Source organism: Streptosporangium sandarakinum, from assembly GCF_050942225.1.
GTDB lineage: Bacteria > Actinomycetota > Actinomycetes > Streptosporangiales > Streptosporangiaceae > Streptosporangium > Streptosporangium nondiastaticum.
Genome location: NZ_CP192034.1, coordinates 6728727 through 6750656, shown reverse-complemented (window position 1 = coordinate 6750656; position 21930 = coordinate 6728727). Strand labels below are relative to the sequence as shown.

At 72.6% G+C, this 21930-nt stretch carries 24 protein-coding genes and 1 tRNA gene; 17 read left to right on the top strand and 8 right to left on the bottom strand.

Annotated features, from left to right (window positions below; all coding sequences use genetic code 11):
- Positions 1–25 precede the first annotated feature (25 nt).
- The 4 genes from ACQP10_RS31010 (at position 26) to ACQP10_RS30995 (ending at position 4193) form a co-directional block, all read left to right on the top strand.
- Positions 26–805: an AMP-binding protein gene (locus tag ACQP10_RS31010; protein ID WP_346019294.1), complete on the top strand. Its 780-nt coding sequence runs from the start codon at positions 26–28 to the stop codon at positions 803–805.
- Positions 806–1040: 235 nt separating this feature from the next.
- Entirely contained in the window at positions 1041–2333 is a 1293-nt protein-coding gene (locus ACQP10_RS31005; RefSeq protein ID WP_179824718.1) for an ABC transporter substrate-binding protein, read from the top strand.
- Between the two features lie 40 nt (positions 2334–2373).
- On the top strand, positions 2374–3261 hold the full coding sequence (locus tag ACQP10_RS31000) for a carbohydrate ABC transporter permease (protein WP_433540206.1): 888 nt from the start codon (positions 2374–2376) through the stop codon (positions 3259–3261).
- The gene (locus tag ACQP10_RS30995) at positions 3258–4193 is read left to right on the top strand and encodes a carbohydrate ABC transporter permease (RefSeq protein WP_246424482.1); all 936 of its coding nucleotides are present in this window, start codon (positions 3258–3260) and stop codon (positions 4191–4193) included. Before ACQP10_RS31000 ends, ACQP10_RS30995 begins: the two co-directional genes overlap by 4 nt.
- Here ACQP10_RS30995 and ACQP10_RS30990 read toward each other — a convergent pair.
- The gene (locus ACQP10_RS30990; protein ID WP_346019296.1) at positions 4168–5154 is read right to left on the bottom strand and encodes an ArsR family transcriptional regulator; all 987 of its coding nucleotides are present in this window, start codon (positions 5152–5154) and stop codon (positions 4168–4170) included. The two genes, ACQP10_RS30995 and ACQP10_RS30990, sit on opposite strands and share 26 nt — an antisense overlap.
- A 100-nt stretch (positions 5155–5254) precedes the next feature.
- Here ACQP10_RS30990 and ACQP10_RS30985 point away from each other — a divergent pair, with 100 nt between their 5' ends.
- The gene (locus tag ACQP10_RS30985; RefSeq protein ID WP_433540205.1) at positions 5255–6529 is read left to right on the top strand and encodes an MFS transporter; all 1275 of its coding nucleotides are present in this window, start codon (positions 5255–5257) and stop codon (positions 6527–6529) included.
- A 3-nt stretch (positions 6530–6532) separates the two neighbouring features.
- Here the strand turns inward: ACQP10_RS30985 and ACQP10_RS30980 are convergent, their stop codons facing one another.
- On the bottom strand, positions 6533–7552 hold the full coding sequence (locus ACQP10_RS30980; protein WP_433540204.1) for a LacI family DNA-binding transcriptional regulator: 1020 nt from the start codon (positions 7550–7552) through the stop codon (positions 6533–6535).
- Between the two features lie 342 nt (positions 7553–7894).
- Between ACQP10_RS30980 and qcrB the strand changes: the two genes are divergently transcribed.
- Complete coding sequence (gene qcrB / locus ACQP10_RS30975) at positions 7895–9583, top strand: cytochrome bc1 complex cytochrome b subunit (RefSeq protein ID WP_346019298.1); 1689 nt, start codon at positions 7895–7897, stop codon at positions 9581–9583.
- Between the two features lie 78 nt (positions 9584–9661).
- On the opposite strand, the gene ACQP10_RS30970 is transcribed toward qcrB, so the two are convergent.
- Positions 9662–10267: a cysteine dioxygenase gene (locus ACQP10_RS30970; protein ID WP_346019299.1), complete on the bottom strand. Its 606-nt coding sequence runs from the start codon at positions 10265–10267 to the stop codon at positions 9662–9664.
- Positions 10264–11241 carry an amidohydrolase gene (locus tag ACQP10_RS30965; protein WP_433540203.1) on the bottom strand — a complete coding sequence of 326 codons (978 nt, stop codon included), beginning with the start codon at positions 11239–11241 and terminating at the stop codon, positions 10264–10266. The genes ACQP10_RS30970 and ACQP10_RS30965 overlap by 4 nt, the downstream gene beginning before the upstream one ends.
- A 280-nt stretch (positions 11242–11521) precedes the next feature.
- On the opposite strand from ACQP10_RS30965, the gene ACQP10_RS30960 reads away from it, so the two are divergent.
- On the top strand, positions 11522–12475 hold the full coding sequence (locus tag ACQP10_RS30960; protein ID WP_346019301.1) for a LacI family DNA-binding transcriptional regulator: 954 nt from the start codon (positions 11522–11524) through the stop codon (positions 12473–12475).
- Positions 12476–12499: 24 nt separating this feature from the next.
- Here the strand turns inward: ACQP10_RS30960 and ACQP10_RS30955 are convergent, their stop codons facing one another.
- Complete coding sequence (locus tag ACQP10_RS30955; RefSeq protein WP_179824705.1) at positions 12500–12868, bottom strand: phage holin family protein; 369 nt, start codon at positions 12866–12868, stop codon at positions 12500–12502.
- Between the two features lie 366 nt (positions 12869–13234).
- Here ACQP10_RS30955 and ACQP10_RS30950 point away from each other — a divergent pair, with 366 nt between their 5' ends.
- From ACQP10_RS30950 to ACQP10_RS30925, 6 genes are all read left to right on the top strand, one after another.
- The gene (locus ACQP10_RS30950) at positions 13235–14293 is read left to right on the top strand and encodes an NADP-dependent oxidoreductase (protein WP_346019302.1); all 1059 of its coding nucleotides are present in this window, start codon (positions 13235–13237) and stop codon (positions 14291–14293) included.
- 36 nt (positions 14294–14329) lie between these two features.
- Positions 14330–14614, top strand: a complete 285-nt coding sequence (locus tag ACQP10_RS30945; protein ID WP_346019303.1) for a hypothetical protein — start codon at positions 14330–14332, stop codon at positions 14612–14614.
- Positions 14615–14771: 157 nt separating this feature from the next.
- Positions 14772–15170 carry an OsmC family protein gene (locus tag ACQP10_RS30940; protein ID WP_179824698.1) on the top strand — a complete coding sequence of 133 codons (399 nt, stop codon included), beginning with the start codon at positions 14772–14774 and terminating at the stop codon, positions 15168–15170.
- 656 nt (positions 15171–15826) lie between these two features.
- Positions 15827–15900, top strand: a tRNA-Lys gene (locus ACQP10_RS30935).
- 259 nt (positions 15901–16159) lie between these two features.
- Positions 16160–17035, top strand: coding sequence for a lytic polysaccharide monooxygenase (locus tag ACQP10_RS30930; protein ID WP_433540202.1), 876 nt, complete (start codon positions 16160–16162; stop codon positions 17033–17035).
- Positions 17036–17100: 65 nt separating this feature from the next.
- Positions 17101–17733 (top strand): DUF305 domain-containing protein, encoded by a 633-nt coding sequence (locus ACQP10_RS30925; protein ID WP_433540201.1) that lies wholly within the window; start codon positions 17101–17103, stop codon positions 17731–17733.
- Positions 17734–17810: 77 nt separating this feature from the next.
- Here ACQP10_RS30925 and ACQP10_RS30920 read toward each other — a convergent pair whose 3' ends face one another.
- A complete protein-coding gene (locus ACQP10_RS30920) occupies positions 17811–18329 on the bottom strand; it encodes a shikimate kinase (protein ID WP_346019306.1) in 519 nt (172 codons plus the stop codon).
- A gap of 76 nt (positions 18330–18405) precedes the next feature.
- Here ACQP10_RS30920 and ACQP10_RS30915 point away from each other — a divergent pair, with 76 nt between their 5' ends.
- Positions 18406–18669 (top strand): DUF6458 family protein, encoded by a 264-nt coding sequence (locus tag ACQP10_RS30915; RefSeq protein WP_346019307.1) that lies wholly within the window; start codon positions 18406–18408, stop codon positions 18667–18669.
- 125 nt (positions 18670–18794) lie between these two features.
- Positions 18795–19046, top strand: coding sequence for a DUF4235 domain-containing protein (locus tag ACQP10_RS30910; protein WP_179824692.1), 252 nt, complete (start codon positions 18795–18797; stop codon positions 19044–19046).
- Between the two features lie 182 nt (positions 19047–19228).
- Here ACQP10_RS30910 and ACQP10_RS30905 read toward each other — a convergent pair whose 3' ends face one another.
- Positions 19229–20449, bottom strand: a complete 1221-nt coding sequence (locus tag ACQP10_RS30905) for a glycosyltransferase (RefSeq protein WP_346019308.1) — start codon at positions 20447–20449, stop codon at positions 19229–19231.
- 151 nt (positions 20450–20600) lie between these two features.
- Here ACQP10_RS30905 and ACQP10_RS30900 point away from each other — a divergent pair, with 151 nt between their 5' ends.
- Together ACQP10_RS30900 and ACQP10_RS30895 are read left to right on the top strand one after the other, a co-directional pair.
- A complete protein-coding gene (locus tag ACQP10_RS30900; protein ID WP_346019309.1) occupies positions 20601–20846 on the top strand; it encodes a BON domain-containing protein in 246 nt (81 codons plus the stop codon).
- Positions 20843–21556: a metallophosphoesterase family protein gene (locus ACQP10_RS30895; RefSeq protein ID WP_312873488.1), complete on the top strand. Its 714-nt coding sequence runs from the start codon at positions 20843–20845 to the stop codon at positions 21554–21556. Before ACQP10_RS30900 ends, ACQP10_RS30895 begins: the two co-directional genes overlap by 4 nt.
- Positions 21557–21779: 223 nt before the next feature.
- Here the strand turns inward: ACQP10_RS30895 and ACQP10_RS30890 are convergent, their stop codons facing one another.
- The gene (locus tag ACQP10_RS30890; protein ID WP_175593845.1) at positions 21780–21929 is read right to left on the bottom strand and encodes a GPGG-motif small membrane protein; all 150 of its coding nucleotides are present in this window, start codon (positions 21927–21929) and stop codon (positions 21780–21782) included.
- Position 21930: the final 1 nt, after the last annotated feature.

Sequence of the window (21930 nt, the reverse complement as noted above, 5' to 3'; positions counted from 1 at the left end):
TCAGACCGGCCTTACGGTCGGCGCCATGAGACCGACCTCCTCCATCAGGGGAACCGTCACCGAGGCGGTGTTCGGTCGCGCGTACGAACGGGGTGACCGGCCCGCGCTGATCGATCTCGGCGCCGGGGTCGTGTACGGCTACCGCCGCCTCGCCGGCGAGGTGACGCTGGGCGCCTCCGGCCTGGTCCGGCGGGGCGCCCGCAGACGCCAGGTGGCCGGGATCCACGTCGGCGACGCCGCCGCGCAGACCCTCGCGGTGCACACCGTCATCGCGGCGGGAGGCGTGGCCGCCCCCGTCGCCCCCGGAGGCGGGGAGGTCGGCACGCTGCTGGCCCGGTGGGACGCCCGGCTGCTCATCACGACCCCCGAGCTGGCGGAGGCGTCGCTGCGGGCGGCCGAGGCGTCCAGGGTCCGGCAGGTGATCACGTTCGGCCAGGCGCGGGACACCGTCGACTTCGCCGACCTGCTGCTGCTGGAACCCGGGCCGCTGCCCCTGCTCGACCCGTCGGTCCAGCCCGCCCTGCTGACCCAGGACGCCGGGGTCTTCACCCACGAGGACCTCATCGGCCGGATGCACGTCCTCGACCGGCTCGCGGTCCTGGAGAAGTCAGACGTTCTGCTGGTGACGTGGTCCCTGACCTGCGTCCTGGCCACGACCACGCTGATCGGCCTGGCGCTCATGCGCGGCGCGCTGGTCGTGGTGGCCCCCGGCCTCTCCTCCGAGGAACTGGCGGCGACCATCCACGACTTCGGCGTCACCGTGATGGCGCTGCCCGACGGCGCGATCCAGCGCGTCCAGGGGTGAGCGCGCGGCCCGCCGATGGCACGGGCGGGCGGCGCGGCCTCTGAGGCGCGCCTGGTGGGGGTCCCGCGGCGGGGCGGGGCCCCCACACCCTTTTCCGGGGCGGGGATGCACAGACGTTATCCGCGGGTTGTGCGCGCATGCCTTGACGCGATCCGGTGGGGTTGATTGCCTTGCTGACAACGTTGTCATATCTCTCGGTGATTCTGTCGGATTGATTCCGGAGGGACGGGAAACTGTGCGACGACGATTGATGGCGGCCGTCGCGGCCACCGTGGCGGGCCTGCTCACCCTGACCGCCTGCGGCGGTGACGGCGGCGGCGCGGCGCAGGGCACGCAGGGCGGCGGAGGAGAGAAGAAGGTCGAGGTCTTCTCCTGGTGGACCGGCCCCGGCGAGGCCGACGGCCTGAAGGCCATGCGGGAGATCTTCCAGAAGAACAACGCCGGTCTGGAGTTCTTCGACGCGGCCGTGGCGGGCGGGTCCGGCGACAAGGCGCGCGCCCTGCTGACCACCAAGCTGCAGGCCGGGGACCCGCCGGACACCTTCCAGGGCCACGCCGGCGCCGAGTTGCAGGGGTACATCAAGGCGGGGCAGCTGGAGCCGGTCAACTTCCTCTACGACGAGCTCAAGCTCAAGGAGGTCTTCCCGCAGCAGCTCATCGACCAGATCAGCGTGCGGGGCGACATCTACTCCGTCCCGGTGAACATCCACCGCTCCAACGTCATGTGGTTCAACCCCGGCGTGCTCAAGGAGGCGGGGGTCGCCGAGGTGCCGAAGACGATCCCGGAGTTCGTCACCGCCCTGGACAAGGTCAAGAAGGCGGGCAAGGTGCCGCTGGCGATCGGCTCGGAGTGGACGATGGTCCACCTGCTGGAGAGCGTGCTGCTCGGCTCGCTCGGCACCGACGCCTACAACGCCCTGTGGACCGCGAACGCCGACTGGTCGGGCCCGGCCATGACCAAGGCGCTCAACGACTTCAAGACCGTCCTGTCCTACGCCGGGGACCCGGCCGACGACTGGCAGCCCGCCGCCAAGCAGGTGGCCGACGGCCAGGCCGCGTTCACCGTCATGGGCGACTGGGCCTACGGCTACTTCCACAACCCGCCGGACGGCGGCCTGGGCAAGAAGTCCAAGACCGACTTCGACTGGGCGCCCTCGCCCGGAACGGCCGGCACGTTCATGTGGCTGTCGGACAGCTTCACCCTCCCCAAGGGCGCGCCGAACCGCGACGGTGCGGTGGCCTGGCTGAAGGTGGCCGCGAGCAAGGAGGGCCAGGACGCCTTCAACCCCAAGAAGGGCTCCATCCCGGCCCGGAAGGACGCCGACACCTCCCTCTACACCGACTACCTCGCCGACGCGCTGAAGGACTGGGGGAGCAACAAGCTCGCCGGGTCCATCCAGCACGGCGTGGTGGTCAACGACGCCTGGCGGACCGCGATCAACGAGGCGGTCGGCCTGTTCCACGAGGACAAGGACGTGGCCGCCCTGCAGTCCTCCCTGGCCGAGGCGGCCAAGAACTCCGGCCAGTGACCGCCGGGAAGCCGCCGTCGAGGGGCGCGGGAGGTGCCGGATGACGCGGGTGCGCAGGTGGCTGCCCGGCCTGCTGCTGGTCATGCCGTCGCTCGTCGCCATCGGGGTCTTCGTGTACGGCATGCTCGGCTGGAACTTCCGGCTGGCCATGACCGACAGGCACGACGAGGTGTCCGAGGGGTCCTTCGTCGGCCTGGACAACTTCTTCTCGCTGTGGAGCCAGAAGCCGTGGGTGATCTCGGTCCACCACGCGATCGTCTTCACCGCCGTCTTCGTGCTCGGGGCGCTGGCGCTGGGCTGGCTGCTGGCATTCCTCATGGAGAAGGGGATCAGGGGAGAGGGCACCTTCCGGGCGGTCTACCTGTTCCCGATGGCGGTGTCGTTCGTGGCGACCGGGGTGGTCTGGCGCTGGCTGATGAACTCCGCGCGGGACGAGCGGGCCGTCGGGCTGAACCGGCTGTTCGACGGGCTGGGACTGGACGTCCTGCAGTGGGGATGGTTCCGCGACCAGGACTGGGGGATGGCCGCCATGGCCATCCCCGCCATCTGGCAGATATCCGGATATGTCATGGCACTGTTCCTGGCGGGTTTCCGGGGCGTCCCCGAGGAGCTGCGCGAGGCCGCCCGGGTGGACGGCTGCGCCGAGTGGCAGGTGTACCGGCACGTCGTGCTGCCGCTGCTGCGCCCGGTGACGCTGTCCGCGCTGATCATCCTCGGGCACATCTCGCTGAAGGTCTTCGACCTCATCGTCGCGGTCTCCGGCAAGCAGATCGTCACCTACGTGCCCGCGATCTCCATGTGGGTCGCGGTCTTCGACTCCCACGACCCGGCCAAGGGCGCCGCCATCGCGTCCTACATCGTGCTCGCGGTGAGCGTCTTCGTCGTCCCCTACCTCATCTGGTCCCTGCGCAGGGAGAAGCGATCATGACGGCCGCGACCACCCCCGCCGCCCCGGCCGCCCCGGTCCCCCCGGTGCGGGACGCGCGGGACGGCGGGCGGGCGCGCACCCGGGCGGGGTGGGCGCGCGGCGTGCGCCTGGCGCTGCTGCTCGCCTTCCTCGTCGTCTTCCTGATCCCGATCTACGTGCTGCTGGTCACCAGCTTCAAGCCGCTCACCGAGGCCGACCCGAGCCGGGCCTGGGCGCTGCCCGAGGTCTGGACGTTCGAGCCGTGGCGGGTGGCGTGGGAGAAGCTCGCCCCCGGCATCGTCAACAGCGTGCTGCTGGCCGTACCGGGGGCGCTGATCTCGGCGGTGCTGGGCTCGATGAACGGCTACGTGCTGGCCAGGTGGCGCTTCCCCGGCGCCGACGTGCTGTTCACCCTGCTGCTGTTCGGGATGTTCATCCCCTACCAGGGCGTCATGATCCCCCTGGTCCAGCTCCTGGTGAAGCTCAACGAGATCACCGAGGCCGTCACCGGGGCGCAGGGGGTCTTCTACGGCGCGATCCCCGGGCTGCTGCTCGCGCACGTGGTCTACGGCATCCCGATCTGCACGCTGATCTTCCGCAACTACTACGTCACCATCCCCGAGGAGCTGATCGAGGCGGCCCGGGTGGACGGCGCCGGGATGCTGCGGACGTACCGGTCGGTGGTGCTGCCGGTCTCCGGGCCCGCGTTCGCGGTGGTGGTCATCTGGCAGTTCACCTCGATGTGGAACGACTTCCTGTTCGCCGTCTTCCTCACCGGGCCGCAGAGCTGGCCCACCACGGTCATGCTCAACAACATCGCCGGGGCGCAGACCGTCCCCTACAGCCAGCAGATGGCCGCGGCCCTGCTCGCCTCGATCCCCACGATGGTGGTCTACGTCCTGCTGGGCCGGTTCTTCATGCGGGGCCTCATGGCGGGGGCACTGAAGGGCTGACCAGCGCGTCGCCGAGCGCCGTGCGGTGGTAGAGCACGGCGCGGCCGGTGCGGCACCGGGCCACCAGGCCCGCGCGCCGCAGCGCGCCCAGATGGTCGCCGACGGTGCCCAGCCCCAGGCCGAGCAGCGCGACGAGATGGCTGGTGGTTGCCGGGACGGCCAGTTCCAGCAGGACCCGCGCCCTGGTCCGGCCGATCAGCCCGGTCAGGCCGTCCGGCACCTCGTGCGGGATCCCGGCCCCGCGCGCCGGGTAGGAGATCGCGTACGGCCAGGCGTCCTCCAGGTAGGAGCCCACCCCGGACGGGAAGGGGGAGGGCACGAACAGCAGGCCGCGCCCGTCGAGCCGGCGGGTCTCGCCCGGGCTCTCCGCCCGGACCTCGATCACCCCGTCGGGGTGCCAGCGCACCCGGGGGCTGAGGTCGGCGAGCGCCGCCGCCCAGCCGTACGTCGCCAGGCGGCCGGCCCGCTGGATCACGTCGCGTTCCAGGATCGCGTGGAAACGCGGCCAGGCGGGGGCGACGATCTCCTCCCAGAGCGCCTGGAGCGCGTCGGCGAAGAGCGTCACCACGTCGGGTGAGGACAGCACGTCCAGCACGGCGGCCGGCGGCCGGGGCATGCCGTCCAGGTTCCTGGCGATCTCCCGGTGCGCCTGGGCCGCGGAGGTCGCGCGCACCGCCGCGATCTCCACCTCGAACGGGGTGTCCACCCCGGCCGGCGGCGGCGCGGCGAAGTCGACGTTGTAGCGCCGGTCGCGGAACAGCGTCACCATCGCCCCGAGCCCCGGCCGCTCGGCCAGCAGCCTCCCGTACGGTTCCCGCGCCCGGTCCGCCCAGGCCCGCCACACCCCGGCCTGCTTCTTGCCGGACAGCACCCACAGGGCGAGCTTGGTGACGATGAGCGGGGAGACGGCGAACCTGGTGGCCACGACGTCTCCCGGGCTGACCTCGATCCTGATGGCCACGACGTCTCCCCGGCCGCCCGGCACGGCAGGTCGGGTGGCGATCTTTCGGCGATTTCCGAAAGCCTATCTCCCGGCGGCGGGACGCCCCACCCTGGCGGACATGACGATCACCGCGCGGGAAAGGGCCGCCACCTACAAAGAGCTCTTCGCCGTCGCCGAATTCCGGACGCTGTTCGCGAGCTTCGCACTCCTGATCGCCGGGGACCAGGTCAAGGCGCTGGCCCTGTCGGCGCTGGTGTACGCGAGGACCGGTTCACCCGGGCTGTCGGCGGCGGCCTACATGCTGGGCTTCCTGCCGTACATCGTCGGCGGGACGTTCCTGCTCTCCCTGGCCGACCGGGTCCGGCCCCGCACACTGATGATCGTCGGCGAGCTCGTCCGGGCGGTGACCTGCCTGCTGCTGGCCTTCGCCGGGCTTTCCGTCTGGGCGATGCTGGCGCTGGTACTGGCCGGCGGCCTGTTCTCACCGGTCTTCATGGCGGCCCGCAACGCCCTGCTGCCCGCGCTGCTGCCCGGGGACACGTTCGTGCTGGGCAGGTCCGTGCTGTCGATGACGGCCGCCGGCGGGCAGGTCGCCGGGCTGGCGGCCGGCGGCGGGGTGCTGGCCGCGACCGGTCCCGCGGGCGCGCTGGCCGCCACCGCCGGACTGTCCGCCGTGGCCGCCGTGCTGCTCCGGTTCGGTCTGCCGGACGTACCGGCCCGGGGCGCGGGCGAGGACGAGGGCGAGGGCGAGGCCGGCGCGCGGGTCCGGGGCCCGGGTGCGGGCGGGGCGGGCGCGCGGACCCGGGGCGCGGGCGGCGGGACCGTGCGGGAGACGCTGCGCGTCAACCGGGTGCTGCTGGCGGACCCGCGGGTGCGCGGGCTGCTGCTCGCCCAGTGGCTGCCGGTGTCGTTCCTGACGGGGGCCGAGGCGGTGCTCATCCCCTACCTCGGCGGCACGGCCGGCGTGGCGCTCGCCGCCGCCTCGGCCGGGCTGGCGGCGGGCAACCTCGCCGTGGGGCGGCTGGCCTCCCCGTCCGGCCGGGAGCGGCTGGCGTTGCCGCTCGCGGTCCTGGCGGGCGTTCCGCTGCTCGGCTTCGTCCTCCGGCCGGGGCTCGCGGCGGCCGCGCTCCTCATCCTCCTCGCCACGGTGGCCGGCGGCTCCTACGCGCTCGGGCTGCAACGCCGGTTCGTGGCGGCGGTGCCCGAAGCGGTCGCCGGGCAGGCGTTCGGCCTGGCGGGCGCGGGGGTGATGACCGGACAGGCCCTGGCCGCCGCCCTGGCGGGCGCGGTGGCCGAGGCGACCGCCCCGCACCTGGCGATCGCCCTGGCCGGGCTCGCGGTCATCGGCTGCTCGCTCGCGCTCCGCCGTCACCTGAGCCCGGGACCCGCCTGACCGTCACCTGAGCCCGGGACCCGCCGTACCGGGCGCGGGCGGCAGCTCGCCGGAGCCGCGGGGGACGAGCCGGGTCGGCAGCTCGATCCGGCGGGGCGGCCCCCGCCCGCCCGCGATCCGCTCGAACAGCAACTCCGCGGCGGTACGGCCCAGCCCCATCGGGTCCTGGGCCACCACGGTCACGCCGGGCGTCAGCAGGTCGGCCAGCTCGAAGTCGTCGAAGGCGACCAGGGGCGGCCGGTGGCCGGCGCGCAGCACGGCCACGGTGATCCGGCTGTTGCCGGTGAACACGGCCGTGGGCGGGTCGCCGCCCGCGAGCATCGCCGACAGCGCCGCCCCGGCCCGCTCCGGCGGCCCCATCGCGACCAGCGACGCGTCGGCGCCGAGCCCCGCGTCGGCGAGTGCGCGGCGGTAGCCGGCGAGACGTTCGGCGGCGGTGAAGATGGCCGGGTCGTCGCCGAGGAACGCGACCCGGCGGTGGCCGTGCCGGAGCAGGTGGGTCACCCCGGCGTACGCGCCGGCGGCGTTGGCGCAGAGCACGGTGTCGGCGTCGAGGCCGCCCGGCCGGTCGGCGAAGACGGCGGCGACGCCCGCGTCGAGCTCGGGGCGGAGATAACCGTGGTCGGGACCGGCGGGCACGATGACCAGCCCGTCCACCCGGCGGGCGCAGAAGGCGAGGAGGAGGTCGCGCTCGCGCCGGGGGTCCTCGCCGGAGGAGCCGCTGAACATCAGCGAGCCGTGCGCGAGCGCGACCTGCTCCACCGCGCGACCCATCCCGGAGTAGAACGGGTCGCCCACGTCCTCGATCACCAGGCCGATGGTCGCGGTCCGTCCCCGGCGGAGCAGCCGGGCGCTCTCGTTGCGCCGGTAACCGAGCCGTTCGATGGCGGCCAGGACCCGCCGGGCGGTGGCCGGGGTGACGCCCGGCTCCTCGTTGACGACCCGGGAGACGGTCTTGAGCGCCACCCCGGCCGCCGTCGCGACGTCCTTCATGGTGGGCCGTCCGCGCACACTGTCTGTCACGGCCCGATCATCACCCAGGAACTCCTCGCCGACAACGTTGTCATCGGGGCGACGGCTCGTCGTCGCGCCCTCCGAAAGGATAACGACGCAGGTTAAAAGGGCGATAAAGGCCGTGCCGCCGCCCGCCGTGCGGATGGTCCGGCCGGTGGCCACCGCCCACCCGGTGAATAAGTTTCAGGGCTTTCATTCCTATTTGTGGGCTTCTGTCTTTACATTCGCTTGTAACCCGCTGTGGATGATGGAAGGACCTGGTCGGCGACGGCGTGCTTCGCCGTACATCCCGGTCCGGCCATCGGGCGCCAGACCGCGCCGGAGCCGGGGCCCTGAGAACGGAGGCCACGCGTGAGCAGCGGAACCGTTCCGAAGCCCATAGCGAGCACGAGCAGTTTCCTGGACGATCGTCTGGGCGCGGGAAACTTCCTCCGGCGGAACATGCGGAAGATCTTTCCTGACCACTGGTCTTTCCTTCTGGGGGAGATCGCCCTCTACACGTTCGTCATCCTGCTGCTGACCGGCACGTTCCTGACGTTCTTCTTCAAACCCAGCATGCAGGAGGTCACCTACACCGGCTCCTACGAGCCGCTCAGGGGCGTCATGATGTCCGAGGCGTACGCCTCGACGCTGGACATCAGCTTCGACGTGCGCGGCGGCCTGCTGATGCGGCAGATGCACCACTGGGCCGCCCTGCTGTTCATCGGCGGCCTGATGATCCACATGCTCCGCGTGTTCTTCACCGGCGCCTACCGCAAGCCACGCGAGCTGAACTGGCTGATCGGCGTCGCCCTGCTGCTGATCACCCTCGTCGAGGGCCTGACCGGCTACTCCCTGCCGGACGACCTGCTGTCCGGCGCCGGCCTGCGGATCACCGCGGGGATCGCCCAGATGATTCCGATCGTGGGCACCTGGATGACCTTCCTGATCTTCGGCGGAGAGTTCCCGGGCAGTGACATCATCGCCCGGTTCTACTCACTGCACATCCTGCTCATCCCGGCCCTGCTGCTGGCCTTGATCACCGGCCACCTGATCCTGATGTGGGTGCAGAAGCACACCCAGATGCCGGGCAAGGGCCGCACGAACATGAACGTGGTGGGCTCGCCGCTCTGGCCGGCCTTCATGATCAAGTCGGGCGCGTACTTCATGTTCACCTTCGCCGTCGTCGCGCTGCTGGGCGGCCTCGCGCAGATCAACCCGATCTGGCTGTTCGGCCCGTACACCCCGGCGAACATCTCGGCCGGCACCCAGCCCGACTTCTACATGGGGTTCCTGGACGGCGCGCTCCGGCTGATGGTCGGCTGGGAGGCCGACTTCACCGGCTACACGCTGGCGCTGGGCGTGCTGGTCGCGGCACTGGGCCCGATCCTGCTCATCACGCTGGGCCTGGCCCTCTACCCGTTCATGGAGCAGTGGGTCACCGGCGACCGCAGCGAGCACCACGTCGCCGACCGGCCCCGCAACAACCCGCACCGCACCTCGATCGGCATGGCGGCGGTCACCTTCTACGGCGTCCTGTGGCTGAGCGCCGCCAACGACGTGATCGCCGCGCACTTCCATCTCTCGATGAACGCGCTGATCTACGTCGGCCGCGTCCTGGTCTTCCTGGGGCCGTTCCTGGCGTACGTCATCACCTACCGGATCTGCCTGGGCCTGCAGCACAGGGACGCACAGGTCCTCGCCCACGGCGTGGAGGCCGGCGTCATCAAGCGGCTGCCCGACGGCGAGTACATCGAGGTGCACGCCCCGCCGACCCCGGACCTCGAGGACCGGATCCGCGGCAAGGCGCCGGTCCCGATGCTGCCCGGGCTCGGCGACGGCCACGGGAACGGCCACGGCGAGATCCCGCCCGAGGAGCTGCGCGGCCGGTTCGGCAGGCTCCGCGCCAGGATGAGCCGGGCCTACGGCGGCGAGAAGGTGCCGCTGGAGGAGAGCCACGAGGAGTACCGCGAGCAAGAGGAGGAGGAGCACGCGGTCATGGCCACCCGCCCCGCGGGCGGCCGGAAAGGCGGAACGGGCGGAAGCGGCGGTCCCCACTAGGCGAGGGCGGCCCCGCCGGGCTCCGGGCGGCCGTCCCGCCGGCCGGGGACGGCCGCCCCGGACCGAGGGGCGGCTCCGTCAGGCGAGGGCGGCCTCGCCGACCGGCGCGTCCGGCAGTTCCTCCGCCGGGTCCACGGGCCGCAGCTCGTCGGCGTAGCTGACCGAGACGCGGCGCATGACCCCGCCCTCGTCGATCGAGTACTGGCCGAGACGCCACAGCGGCGGGGAGTAGGCGTGGATCGACACGCTGCCCTCCGCCGCCCCGCTCAGCCGGTGGATGTGGTCGGGGCCGAACGAGAACGACTGCCCGGCGGTGACCAGCGTCTCCACGTGCTCCCCGCCGATCCTGGGGTTGGACTCCCGCAGCGCCCCGGCCACCACCCGGACGGCCCCGGAGGAGATGTCGTGGTCGTGCCAGCCGGTGTCGTCCCCGGGCCGCCAGCACAGCAGCCAGACGTCGACGTGCGAGTCGCGGTGCAGCGAGGCGTAGTGGCGGCCCCCCTCGGCGGGGAAGTCCACATCGCCCTCCCACCGGGACGGGTCGGCGGCCAGCTCCTCGACCAGGGCGCGCAGCTCGCGCCGGTCGAGGGGGCGCGCGGGCAGGCTGTCGTAGCCCGCGCCGCCCGTGTCCGGCCCCTCGGGGAGCGCGTGCCGCTCCCGGGCCGGGGTGATCACCTGGTTCATCTTCCGGGCTCCTTCCGGTTCAGCAGGCGGTTGGGATTGACCACCGTGACGGCGTGCCGGGCGGCGTCGCCGAGCGCGGGGTCCGGGGCTTCGGCGTAGGGACGGTCGGAGCCGTTGACCACCACGTCGATGCCGAGCTCACGCACGATCGCGTCGATGGCGCGCGGGCCGTAGGAGGAGGTCTCAAGGAACACGTCGCGGTCCACCTCTCCCCGGCCGCCGCCGCCCCGGCGGGCCAGCCGCTCGGAGTGGAGCGGCGCCAGGCCCGCCAGCAGCGCGAAGCAGACGCGCAGGCCGGGGTGGCGGGGACGGCCGAAGGCGGCGAAGGCGAACCAGGCGGCGTGCATCTGCTGCACGTACGGCACGACGGCCGGCCACCACCCGGGTGCGGCGGGCGCCCCGGAGCCGGCCGCCGGCCGGGCGGGGGCCTCCACACCGGTCGCGATCCCGGCGGGTGCTCCGGGCCCGGCCCCGGGTACGGCGGGCACGGCCGGGCCCGGGTGCACGAAGAGCGGCAGGTCCCGCTCGGCGAGCACGTCGAGCAGCGGGGCGACCCGCGCCAGGCCGGCGGCGCACCCCACGGCCGTGGCGGGCAGCTGGAGCCCGGCCAGCCCCCGGTCGAGGGCGCCGGCGAGCGCGCCGGGGTCGATGTCGCTCAGGCAGGTCGCGGCCCAGGCGCCGAAGGGCGCGGGCAGGGCCAGAGCGTCCTCGTGGTACGCGTCGATGATCGGCCAGGCGTCCCCGGGCGGCAGCGACTCCACGCCGAGCGGGCTGGACAGCGACACCAGCGCCAGGTCGAGGCCGGGGTCGGCGGCCAGGCGCGCGGCCGGGTCGTGGTCGGCGGGATTCACCTCGTAGGGGGGCTCGCCGTCCAGGTGGAGGGTCCAGCCGTCGAGACGCGGCGCGGCCGTACGGCGCCGGAGCGCGTCGGTGAACGCGGGCGTCCAGAGGTGCTGGTGCACGTCGACGGCCATCAGGCCCTCCCTTCTGTTATTTCCTACCTAGAATACAGGTAATTGGGTGGGCCGCATCCTCGACCTTGCGATGGCGTGTCGGGCCGCCGCCGGACCGCCCGGCCGGGCCGCTTCCGCCGACCCACGGCGATCACCTGCTCCGGCGCGGCGCCATCGGGCCCGGCCGGTCCCGGCGACGCGGTGAAACTCCGGAATACCGCGCGGGAGACGCCTGCCGCGGCGGACCGCGGCATACCCTGGGCTGGTGCCCCAGCCACGGAAACGAGCGACGATACGTGAGGTGGCGAAGGCCACCGGACTGTCCCCGGCCTCGGTCTCGTACGCGCTGCGCGGGATGCAGGTGTCCGGAGAGACCATCGAGCGGGTACGGCGGGCCGCCGCCGAGCTCGGCTACGAGGCCGATCCCATCGCCCGCGCGCTGGCCAGCGGCCGGACCGGGATGATCGGCCTGCTCTGCGGATCCCTGGAGGACCTCTGGCAGCAGGCCCTGGCCGTCGGCATCGGCCGGGCGCTGAAGGACAACGACCGCTACGCGCTGATCCTCGACGCCGTGGGAGACCCGGCGCGGGAGCGCACACTGGCCCGGCAGCTCCGGGACCAGCGGGTGGACGCCCTGATCGTGCAGCCGGTCGACCCGGCCGCGCCGTTCTGGGCCGAGCTGTGCGAGAGCCTGCCGGTGGTGTCGATCGGCGACGCGCTGGCCGGGGCCCGTACGGCGGGTGAGGTCGTCTTCGACAACCGCGCGGGGGTCACCCTGGCGCTGGAGCACCTGCGCGACCGGGGACACCGGCGGCTGGCGGTCCTCACCCCCACCCGGGCCAGCACCCCCGACCGCCCCGCCGACGTGCACGTCCTGGCCGAGGCCGAACGGCTGGCGCTGGACATCGAGGTGATCACCGCGCCCCAGTCTCCGGCCGCCGCCACCGGCGTCGCCCGGGGCGCGCTCGCCACCGGGCACCGGGCGTTCTTCTGCTTCTCCGACTCGATCGCCTACGGCGTCTACGCCGCCTCCGTCGCGGACGGCCTGCGCATCCCGCTCGACGTCTCGGTGATGGGCTACGACGACCACCCGATGTCGGGGCTGCTCACTCCGCCGCTGACCACCGTCGACTGGGACATCGACCGCATCGTCCGGGCGGCCGTCGGCGCGGTCGTGGACGCGGCGGACGGCGAGACCCGTCACCGGCGCATCGTCCAGTCCCCGCAGCTCCGCGAGCGGGGCTCGGTCGGCTGAGCCCCGCCCGGCGGCGCGGGTCGCTCAGTCGCCGAACACCAGGTCCAGCAGCCAGCTCACCAGGCCGATGATGATCGCGCCCCAGAACGCCGCCCAGAACCCGCTCACGTGGAAGGCCAGGTGGAACTGCTTGGCGATCCAGCTCGTGAGCAGCAGCAGGCCGGCGTTCACCACCAGGGCGAACAGCCCGAGGGTGAGCACGTAGAAGGCACAGCCGACGGTCTTGATGATCGGCTTGAGGACCGTGTTGATGACGCCGAACACCAGGGCGACCGCGAGCAGCGTGCCGACCTCTCCGGCGGTGGTGGACGCGGACACCGTGATGCCGTGCACGAGCTGGGTGGCCACCCACAGGGCGGCCGCCACGGCCACGATCTTGATGATGATTCTCACGCCTGGGCATCCTCGCAGGAGAGTCGGACGGACGGTAGACCCGCCGCGCGGGCCTACCCGGACCCTAGCCACTCCGCACCCGCGACGGCGGTCACGACCCCGTCACCACGACGAGGTTCCCGCGGGACTCCGGCGGCGCCCGGCCGCGGCGGCGGTGCCGTACGGAGGTCGCGCGGCCTCCCGGGACGGGGCGTCCCCCGGAGGGGGCGGCGCCTCGCGGGGCCACGCCGTACGGTCGTCGCCGCAGGTCGGGGGCGGTGTGTTCGGTCACAGGGATGAGAGATCCGCCCGGATGTGGGGATGGTCCCGTGCGCCGGACGCAGAACGCCTCCGGCGAAGGAGCAGGAAGGCCGAGGGGGCTTCACCATGGCAGACCAGACGTCCGACGGTCCGCGGTTCGCGGGCGGCACGATGTTCCGTGAGATCCGGCTCGCCTCGCGGCCCTCGGGGTGGCCGACCGAGGACGACTTCGAGATGGCCGACGCCGGGCCGCCCGACGTCCGCGACGGCCAGGTCCTCGTCCGCAACCTCTTCATGAGCGTCGACCCTTACATGCGGGGCCGGATGAACGAGGGCGAGTCCTACGTCCCGCCGTTCGAGCTCGGCAAGGCCCTGGAGGGCGGCGCGGTCGGCGAGGTCGTGGACTCGCGGGTCGCCGCCCTGGCGCCCGGCGACCTCGTCCTGCACGGGTACGGCTGGCGTGAGCACGCCGTCCTCGACGCCGGGCAGGCCCGCCGGATCGACCGGTTGCGGGGGATACCGCTGTCGGCCTACCTCGGTGTGCTCGGCATGCCGGGCCTCACCGCCTACGCCGGTCTCCTCGACATCGCCTCCTTCAAGGAGGGAGACGCGGTGTTCGTCTCCGGCGCGGCGGGGGCCGTGGGCAGCCTGGTCGGGCAGATCGCCCGTCTCAAGGGCGCCTCCCGGGTGGTGGGCAGCGCGGGCTCGGACGAGAAGGTCGCCTACCTGATCGATGAGCTCGGGTTCGACGACGCCTTCAACTACAAGAAGGGCCGGGTCCACGACCTGCTGGCGCGGGCGGCCCCCGACGGCATCGACGTCTACTTCGACAACGTCGGCGGCGACCACCTGGAGGCCGCCATCGGCGCGCTCCGGACGTACGGCAGGGTCGCGATGTGCGGGGCGATCTCCGTCTACAACGCCCCCGAGCCGCCGCCGGGGCCGCGCAACCTCTTCCTCGCCGTGGGCAGGCGGCTCACCCTGCGCGGGTTCATCGCCGGCGACCACGCCGGCCGCATGGGCGACATGCTCGCCGAGGTGGCGCCGTGGCTCGCCGAGGGCCGGATCACCTTCCAGGAGACGGTCGTCGACGGCCTGGAGAACGCGCCCCGGGCCTTCATCGACATGCTGGGCGGCGCCAACGTCGGCAAGATGATCGTCCGGTTGGCGGCCGACCACGCATGATCAGCGCGATCGGAGGGCAGAAGGCGCGGTGAGGAGGTGGGACGGTTGGAAACGGACGAGTTGGAGGCGCTGCCGGCCCAGGAACTGCACGACCGCGCAGTCCGCTACGCGGTTCACCACGGGGACCTCGCGTTCCTGTGGGAGCTGCTCAAGATGATCCCCGCGGCGGAGGCGTCCACGGGCAACGAGGAGGAGACGGCCAACGAGCTCAGCCGGGTCTCGGCCCTGCTCAGCGACGCGGTGGCCGCCGGCGAGGGCGAGCTGGGGGAGGCGCTGCGCCCGTTCTACATCGAGTACCTGGCCAGGCACCCCGAGGCATAGGTTCCGTTCCGCGGGTCCCCGCGCCAGGCGGGACGGTCCGCAGAACAGGCTCCGGGCCCGGGGCCCGGGGCTCGGGCTCCGGGTCCCGGTCCGGGGCCCGGAGCCCGGAGCCCGGCCCGTTTCGATAGGGTGAGCGGCGTAGCCGGGGAGGTGCGCCATGGCGCAGGTGAGAGTGGAGCGGACCGACGACGGGTTCGTGGCCCGCAACGATCGCGGGGCGGAGGTCGCCATGGGCGGCGCCGACGAGCAGGGGGTCTTCACCCCGGTCGAGCTGCTGCTCGCGGCCCTCGGCGGCTGCAACATCGTCACCGTGGAGCCGCTCACCGCCCAGCGCGGACACCGCCTGGTCCGGCTGGCCATGACCGTCCAGGCGGAGAAGGTCGAGCCGACGCTGCTCGGGCCGATCACCATCACCTACGACGTGGAGCTGCCCGAGGGCGACGAGAAGGCCGACGAGGTCTTCCGCGCGGTGGCCCGGCGCGTCGAGGACAAATACTGCACGGTGAGCCGGGCGCTGCGGGAGAAGAGCGAGGTCGTCCTCGAACTGCCCGCCTGACGGGCGCTCCCCACGCCGTCTCCGCACCCGGGATCCCCGGGCCCGCGGGGGCTTTCCTGCGGTTGTCCGGGTCCGCCGCGGGGGGCGGACGGACCCGTTCGGCTATACCGGGTCAAGCGTGGATGTAGGTCCAAAAACAACCCGCGTATGACGTGCTTCTTACGTTCGGTTCTGTACTGTTGTAGCAGGTCAAGGGGTTCTGCGAAGCCCGGGGGGAGCGTTGCAGAGACTTTTCACCGGATAAGGACGCGAGGGGGATCGCGTCCCCGAGCGGAGCCGCCCGAGTCTTGGGGGAGACGAAGGAAGGGCCCGCGAGGAGGCTGGGTTCGGGTAGTTGGGGGACTGCCCACCCGGCCGATGGGAGGCCGGACGGTTGGGGGGCTGTCCGGCCTCCGCTCTGCCGGGGCCCGGCGGTCGTCTGACCGCCGGGCCCCGGCTCTTTCACGGGGCCGCTCGTCGGGGGCCGGGGAACCGTCCGGCCTCCGTCCGGTCTTCGTCCGGCCTTCGTCCGGCCTCCGTCCGCCGAAGGTCCGGCTCTGTGCGGCGGGTCCCGGGTTCTTTCGCGGGGTCATCCGCACGGCGGGCCGTACCGCCCGTCCCCGCCCGGTTGATGTGCGTTGGCCCCGTGGCTGCTGCTACAGTTACGTCCGTCGCAAGCGCCGCTAGCTCAGTTGGTTAGAGCAGCTGACTCTTAATCAGCGGGTCCGGGGTTCGAGTCCCTGGCGGCGCACCGACGGGAAAGCCCAGGACGGATCATCCGGCCTGGGCTTTCGTCATCGACGGGTGTTCCAGCGGCGAGCGCCATCACGCGGACCGGCGCCGCGGCCGAGCGGGGACGATGCCGCCGGGCGGGAGCCGAGGGAGCCGCGGGGAACACGTGGGAATGGCTGGCGCGGTGATACTAATTGTTAGTAAGGTTTACTTTTAATAACGTGCTATCCGTCGGCCGTTGGACATGCCCGCCTCCATTCCCCGAAGGAGGAGTCCACGTGCTCCTGCGACACAAGGCGGCCGCCGGCGCCGCCGCGCTCATCGTCACGTCCCTGGTCGTCCTGCTGCCCTCCACCCCGGCGGCCGCCCACGGCTCCATGTCGAACCCGCCCAGCCGCGCCTACGTCTGCCACCTGGAGGGTCCGGAGACGCCGAAGTCGGACGCCTGCAAGGCCGCCATCGCCGCCGGCGGCACCCAGGCGTTCTACGACTGGCACGAGGTCTCGCGGCTGGAGGCCGGGGGCAACCACCGCGCGATCATCCCGGACGGCAAGCTGTGCAGCGCCGGACGCGACAAGTACCGGGGCCTGGACCTGGCCCGGGCCGACTGGCCCGCCACGCGAGTCTCCCCGGGCCCGCTGACGATCACCTACCACGCGACCGCGCCGCACTCGAACAGCAACTTCGAGTTCTACATCACCAAGCAGAGCTGGAACCCGACGCAGCCGCTGCGCTGGTCGGACCTGGAGCCCATCAAGACCTTCACCAACCAGAACCCGACCACGTTCACCAACTGGACCATCAACCTCCCGCAGCGGACCGGCCGCCAGCTCATCTACTCGATCTGGCAGCGGGTGGTCGGCAGCACCGAGGCGTTCTACACCTGCTCCGACGTGGACTTCGGCGGGGGGACCACGCCCACCCCGACGCCCACGCCGACCGTGACCCCCACCGCGACCCCCACGGCGACGCCCACCGCCACCCCGACGGCGACCACCACGCCGCAGCCCGGTGACGAGTGGAAGGCGAACACCGCCTACGCGGTGGGCGCGCGCGTCACCTACGGCGGCCTGGCCTACCGGTGCCTGCAGGCGCACACCTCCCTGCCGGGCTGGGAGCCGCCGAACGCCTCCTCGCTCTGGACCCGCGCCTGATCCGCCGGCGGGCCGGGACGCCACGCCGTCCCGGCCCGCCGTAGCCCTCGCCGAGGAGGTCTCCCGTGAAGCGCATCGCCTGGGCCGTGCCGGGCCTCGCCCTGTGCGCCGCCCTGCTCGCCGGGTGCGGTACCGACGCCCACGAGTTCTACGGCACCGGCCCGGGCCACGGGGCGCACGGCGGGGGGAACGCCGCCGTGTCCACTCCGGCGGCCGCTCCGGTGACCACCCCGTCCGGGGACGTCGACGCCGTCGACGTGATGTTCCTGCAGATGATGGGCCCGCACAACGGCCAGGGCGTACGGCTGGCACGGCTCGCCCGCGACCGGCCGGCCCGCCCGGAGGTCAGGATCCTGGCGGCGGCCATCGCCACCACCCAGGAGGCGGAGACCGCGACGATGGCCGGGTGGCTGAGAGCGTGGGGGCGGCCCCTGACCGCCGACCCCGGCGAGCACGCCGCCCACGGCGGCATGCCGGGCCTGACCGAGGCGGAGATCGGCTCCGTCGCGGACGCGCCGCCCGCCGAGTTCGAGCGCAGGTTCCTCAACATGGTGATCGCCCAGCAGGACGACGCGATCCAGCTGGCCAGGCTGGAGGCGATGAACGGGGTGAATCCCGAGGTGCGGGCGCTGGCGGGGCGGATCGAGGCGTCCCGTACGGCGCAGATCCAGCGGATGCTGGCACTGCTCGGCCGGTGACCGCCCGGCGGTGCATTCGACGGCGCGTCGGGCGGTGCATTCGACGGCGCGTCCGGCGGCCGGTCCGGCCCGGCGGGTCAGCGGCCTTCGAGCGAGGCGAGCACCCGGGCGGCGACCTCGTCGGCGGTCAGCGCCGAGACGTCGAACGTCAGGTCCGCGACCTCGGCGAACAACGGCCCCCGTACCGCGCGCTGTTCGGTGAGCATGGCCGTGAGGTCCGGCTCGAAGTGCGGGCGGTGCCCGCTCGACAGCATCCGCACGGCGAGCACGGCGGGCGGGGCGTCCAGCCAGACCACCAGCGCCGGGACCAGCGCCCGGCGGCAGGCGGGGTTCTCCACCACGCTGGCCGCGGCGGCCGTCACCACCGAGGGCCGCTCAGCGAGGGCCTCGCGCAGATGCCTGGCCTCCCGCTCGTGGAGCACGCCCACGCCCTCCCGGGCGGCGGTCTCGGCCGCCGTCGCGCCGCCGTACCGGGCGGCGAGGTCGGGATCGCTGTCCCGCAGCGGCCGGCCGAGCTCGCGGGCCAGAATCCGGGCGACGGACGACTTGCCCGCCCCCATCAGGCCCGTGACGACGATCGGGGGGTCATATTTCACGTGTCCTCCCGCGAGGGACGTTTGAGATCCGTGGGTGGGATAGGGGATGGGGCGTTGGCTCGAAGGAGGTAATCCCATGACCATCGCAGGCGGCATCATCCTCATAATGCTCGGTGCGATTCTCACCTGGGCGGTCGAGTTCGACATCGCCGGGTTCGACATCAACATCGTCGGTGTGATCCTGATGCTCGGCGGCCTTGTATGGCTGCTGTTCGCGCTCTACCGGCTCCGCGTCGCACGCCGGGTCGTGCAGCCTCCCACCACCACGGTGATCGAGGACCCGGTGACCCAGCGTCGCGTGTACGAGGAGCGCCACTACGACGACCCGCCGGTCGTGTGATCCGAGGCGGTTCCCGGGCGCGGACGTCGCCCCTCGCTGCCGTCCGTTCCTCTGGTATACACCGTTAACGGCGGTTTGTACCGGGTAGGCGCGGCCCCCATCGAACGCGAACGGAGGACGCGAAGTTGAGCAAGATCGTATCCAAGGGTACCGGCGCCGTGACCGGCCTGGTCGGCGGTGCCGTCGCCGGAGCCATCTTCAAGCAGGTCTGGAAGCTCGCCTCGGGCAAGGACGAGACCCCGGACCCGACCTCCGACCAGTACGGCTGGAAGGAGATCCTGGTCGCGGCGGCCATCCAGGGTGCGATCTTCGGAGTGGTCAAGGCCGTGATCGACCGGACCGCCACGGGGAAGATCCATCGAGCCACCGGCCGCTGACCCTCGCGGAGCGCCCCGGCCGCACCGGATCCCCGGTGCGGCCGGGGCGCTCCCGCGTCTCCGAGGCGGTCGGGAGGCCCCGCGCACGGTCCTCGACAGGGGGCTCCCGCGTCTCCGCTGTCGTCGGGAGGTCCCCGCGTTCTCCAGGTCCTCAGCGGGGGCCTCCCGCGTTCCCGTCGCCGTCAGGCGGCTCCCGTGCCCCGGAAGGCGCCCGCCGCCGGCCCCTGCGAGGCGAGCACCTCGGCGTAGACCGCGGCGGTGCGGCCCGCCACCTCGTCCCAGCCGTAGCCGGACCTCGCCCGCGCGGCCGCGGCGGCGCCGTACGCGCCGAGCCGGGCCGGGTCGGCGAGCAGCTCGCGCAGGGCCTGGCCGAGTGCGGCCACGTCACGCGGCGGGACCAGCAGGCCGGTGACGCCGGGGACGACCGTGTCGAGATGTCCGCCCACCGCCGAGGCGACCACCGGCGTCCCGCAGGCCATGGCCTCCAGTGGCACGATCCCGAAGGGCTCGTACCAGGGGACGGTGACCACCGCGTCCGCCGCGCGCATCAGCGCGGGGACGTCCTCGCGGGCCACCCGGCCGATGAACCGGACGCGGTCCGCCACGCCGCACATGCGGGCGATCCGCATCAGGCGGGCCGGCTCCGGTTCGCCGGGGGAGCCGCCCGCGACGACGAGGGTGGCGTCCGGAACATGGCGCAGTGCCCGGATCGTGGTCTCCACTCCCTTGCGCGGCACGGCCCGGCCGATGGCCAGCAGGACCGGTCCGGAGTCCCGGAGGCCGAGGTCCGCCGCGGGGCCGTCCGGGGTGAACGCCGCCAGGTCGACGCCGCAGGGGATCACCCGTACCGCCCGCTCGGGCGTCCGCATCCGCACCAGCTCGGCGACCTCGTCGGCGCAGGTGGCGATCACCGCGTCCGCCTGCCGGGCGACGAGCGTCTCGGCGCCCACCCGTTCGCGCGGGCTGGTGTCGGCCTTCCCCTGGTGGCGCCGCTTGACCGCGCCGAGGGCGTGGAAGGTGTGCACGATCGGCACCGCGGTGTCCCGGGCGGCGGCCAGCGAGGCCAGCCCGCTCATCCAGAAGTGGCTGTGCGCGACGTCCGGAGGGGCCGCGTCCCAGCGCCGGGCCAGCCATCGGCCGAAGTCGGGCATCCAGGCCAGCAGGTCGTCCTTGGGCAGGGTCACGGCCGGGCCGGCCGGCACGTGGACCACGGTGACGCCGGGGGCGAAGGCCACCTCGGAGGGCTGAAAGGAACATTCCCGGCGGGTGTAGACGGTGACGTCGTGCCCCCGCTCGGCGAGTGCCCGGGAGAGGGCGGCGACGTGGACGTTCTGACCTCCGGCGTCGGCGCCGCCGACGGTCGCCAGAGGGCTGGCGTGTTCGGACACCATTGCGATCTTCATGGGCACGGCTCCGTGGCGGAAAATGCGACAGGAACGTGCCTGCGTCCTAGGCATCCAATCGGAGGTAATTCCCCGGCCACGGGCTCTTTAAACGCGTTTGACCTCGGCGTTCTCGGGAAAGCGAGCGTTTTGGACGAAAGGAGTTCAGGCGATGGAGGCTCCGCAGTACGTTGCCGCGCGCGTGCAGAGCGCGCTGGCGGAGGACGAGAGGACCCACGAGCTGGGCATCCGCGTGGTCGTCCGGGGCGACCAGATCTTCCTGCACGGTCAGGTCTCCTGTGACGAGCGACGCTCGCTGATCGCCGACGTGGCCGGCGAGGCGGCTCCCGGACTGACGGTTCGCAACGAGATCGCCGTCATGGACGTCAGGGAACCCGGGGAGAGGGAGAAGCTGTGAGAGAGCTGCGGATCGCGGCCGTCGGGGACGTGCACCTGGACGAGAGCATGCGGGGCCGTTACCGCGAGCGGCTGGAGGACCTCGCCGACCACGCCGACGTGCTGCTCCTGGCCGGTGACCTCACCCGGCACGGCACGATCGAGGAGGCGCGGGTGGTGGCCGACGAGTTCCGTGACCTGCCGGTCCCGGTCATCGCCGTGCTCGGCAACCACGACTACCACTCCGACGTTCCCGGGGAGATCGCGGCCCTGCTGAAGAGCGTCGGGATCGCCGTGCTGCACGACGACTCGACCGTGCTCGACATCGACGGGGTACGGCTCGGCGTGGTCGGGGGCAAGGGGTTCGGCGGGGGGTACGCGGGCAAGTGCGCCAGCGACTTCGGCGAGCCCGAGATCAAGGCGTTCGTCGGGCACACCAAGCGGATCGCGGAGCGCTGGCGGGTGGCGCTGAAGGAGCTCCAGGCCGACCGCAAGGTGGTGCTGTCGCACTACTCCCCGGTCAAGGACACCCTTGAGGGCGAGCCCCTGGAGATCTACCCCTTCCTCGGCAGCTACCTGCTGGCCGAGGCGGTGGACGGCGAGGGCGCCGACCTGATCATCCACGGGCACGCGCACGCGGGCACGGAGAAGGGGGAGACGCCCGGCGGCGTCCGGGTGCGCAACGTGGCGCTGCCGGTGCTGAAACGCGCCTACGGGCTGTACTGCCTCTGAGGCCGCGGGCTGCCCGGCCCCGAGGCCGGGGGCTGCCCGCCCTGAGGCCCTGAGGTGTCCCGCCCCGAGGCCGTGGGCTGCTCCGCCGGGGAGAGAAACCGGTGAGAAGCCGTCAGGGAAAGAAGAGGCGGGCCGGGTGTGAACCCGGCCCGCCGATGCTTTTGTTTGGAATTCGGGGCGACTTCGTGTTCGGTTGTTCAGTGCGCGGGCTCATAAGCCCGCATCAGACATTGAAGATGCTCACGCCCCCGGGGCCGACCAGGAAACCGAGGACGATGAGGACGATCCCCCAGAGGAGGTCGCGGCGGGCCAGGATGACGTAGATCCCGGCGATGACGAGAACGACTGCGATGATCCAGAGCAAGGTAGCCATG

Excerpts from the sequence above, each read along its gene's own strand:
- ACQP10_RS30965 (WP_433540203.1), bottom strand. The coding sequence starts at position 11,241 with ATGGCCGTCGACGTGCACCAGCACCTCTGGACGCCCGCGTTCACCGAC.
- ACQP10_RS30950 (WP_346019302.1), top strand. The coding sequence starts at position 13,235 with ATGGCAGACCAGACGTCCGACGGTCCGCGGTTCGCGGGCGGCACGATG.
- ACQP10_RS30905 (WP_346019308.1), bottom strand. The coding sequence starts at position 20,449 with ATGAAGATCGCAATGGTGTCCGAACACGCCAGCCCTCTGGCGACCGTC.
- ACQP10_RS30970 (WP_346019299.1), bottom strand. The coding sequence starts at position 10,267 with ATGAACCAGGTGATCACCCCGGCCCGGGAGCGGCACGCGCTCCCCGAG.
- ACQP10_RS30915 (WP_346019307.1), top strand. The coding sequence starts at position 18,406 with ATGACCATCGCAGGCGGCATCATCCTCATAATGCTCGGTGCGATTCTC.
- ACQP10_RS30940 (WP_179824698.1), top strand. The coding sequence starts at position 14,772 with ATGGCGCAGGTGAGAGTGGAGCGGACCGACGACGGGTTCGTGGCCCGC.
- ACQP10_RS30890 (WP_175593845.1), bottom strand. The coding sequence starts at position 21,929 with ATGGCTACCTTGCTCTGGATCATCGCAGTCGTTCTCGTCATCGCCGGG.
- ACQP10_RS30995 (WP_246424482.1), top strand. The coding sequence starts at position 3,258 with ATGACGGCCGCGACCACCCCCGCCGCCCCGGCCGCCCCGGTCCCCCCG.
- ACQP10_RS31010 (WP_346019294.1), top strand. The coding sequence starts at position 26 with ATGAGACCGACCTCCTCCATCAGGGGAACCGTCACCGAGGCGGTGTTC.
- ACQP10_RS31000 (WP_433540206.1), top strand. The coding sequence starts at position 2,374 with ATGACGCGGGTGCGCAGGTGGCTGCCCGGCCTGCTGCTGGTCATGCCG.
- ACQP10_RS30985 (WP_433540205.1), top strand. The coding sequence starts at position 5,255 with ATGACGATCACCGCGCGGGAAAGGGCCGCCACCTACAAAGAGCTCTTC.
- ACQP10_RS30900 (WP_346019309.1), top strand. The coding sequence starts at position 20,601 with ATGGAGGCTCCGCAGTACGTTGCCGCGCGCGTGCAGAGCGCGCTGGCG.